The organism is Saccharopolyspora galaxeae (assembly GCF_016526145.1).
Classification (GTDB): Bacteria; Actinomycetota; Actinomycetes; order Mycobacteriales; family Pseudonocardiaceae; genus Saccharopolyspora_C; species Saccharopolyspora_C galaxeae.
In genome coordinates this window covers 1-1,255 of record NZ_JADDUE010000032.1, presented here as the reverse complement: position 1 = coordinate 1,255, position 1,255 = coordinate 1, and the positions used below count along the sequence as shown (strand labels likewise).

General features: G+C 69.0%; 1 protein-coding gene. It reads left to right on the top strand.

Translation table 11 applies throughout. From position 1 onward, the window contains the following. Nucleotides 1–7 precede the first annotated feature (7 nt). A partial coding sequence (glyA, locus tag INP57_RS29265) for a serine hydroxymethyltransferase (protein WP_200073611.1) occupies nt 8–1,255 on the top strand: 1,248 nt, incomplete at its 3' end.

Here is a 1,255-nt window from a genome sequence, read left to right as displayed (position 1 = left end):
CGATTCGCTGTCGGCGGTGGATCCGGAGGTGGCGGCCGCGGTCGGCGCTGAGTTGTCGCGGCAGCAGAACACGCTGGAGATGATCGCGTCGGAGAACTTCGCGTCGCAGGCGGTGTTGCAGGCGCAGGGGTCGGTGCTGACGAACAAGTACGCCGAGGGTTATCCGGGCAAGCGGTATTACGGCGGTTGCGAGCACGTGGACGTCGTCGAGCAGTTGGCGATCGATCGGGCCAAGGAGCTCTTCGGCGCGTCGTTCGCGAACGTGCAGCCGCACTCGGGGGCGCAGGCCAATGCTGCGGCGATGTTCGCGCTGCTCAAGCCGGGTGACACGATCATGGGCCTGGACCTGGCGCATGGCGGGCACCTCACCCACGGGATGCGGATCAACTTCTCCGGCAAGCTCTACAACGTGGTGCCGTACCACGTCTCGGAGCAGGACCACCGGGTCGACATGGACGAACTCGCCCGCCTGGCCCGCGAGAACAAACCCCAGATGATCATCGCCGGGTGGTCGGCCTACCCGCGCCAGCTCGACTTCGCCCGGTTCCGCGAGATCGCCGACGAGGTCGGGGCGTACCTGATGGTCGACATGGCGCACTTCGCCGGGCTGGTCGCCGCGGGGCTGCACCCGAACCCGCTGCCGCACGCGCACGTGGTCACCACGACCACGCACAAAACCCTCGGCGGCCCGCGCGGCGGGGTGATCCTCTCCGCGGACGACGAGTTCACCAAGAAGTTCAACTCCGCGGTGTTCCCCGGCCAGCAAGGCGGCCCCCTCGAGCACGTGATCGCGGGCAAGGCGGTGCTGTTCAAAACCGCCCAGTCCCCCGAGTTCGCCGACCGGCAGCGCCGCACCATCGAAGGCGCCCAAGCCCTGGCCGAACGCCTCTGCGCCGACGACGCCCGCACCGCCGGGGTGCAGCTGGTCTCCGGCGGCACCGACGTGCACCTGGTGCTGGTCGACCTGCGCCACTCCGAACTCGACGGCAAGCAGGCCGAAGACCGCCTCCACGAGATCGGCATCACCGTCAACCGCAACGCCGTGCCAGGCGACCCGCGCCCGCCGATGGTGACCTCCGGACTCCGCGTGGGCACCTCCGCACTGGCCACCCGCGGATTCGGCAAGGCCGAGTTCACCGAAGTCGCCGACATCATCGCCGAAGCCCTCCAACCCGACCTCACCACCGAGACCACCACCGCACTCCGCGGCCGCGTCGAAGCACTCGCCAACGCACAACCCCTCTACCCGAACCTG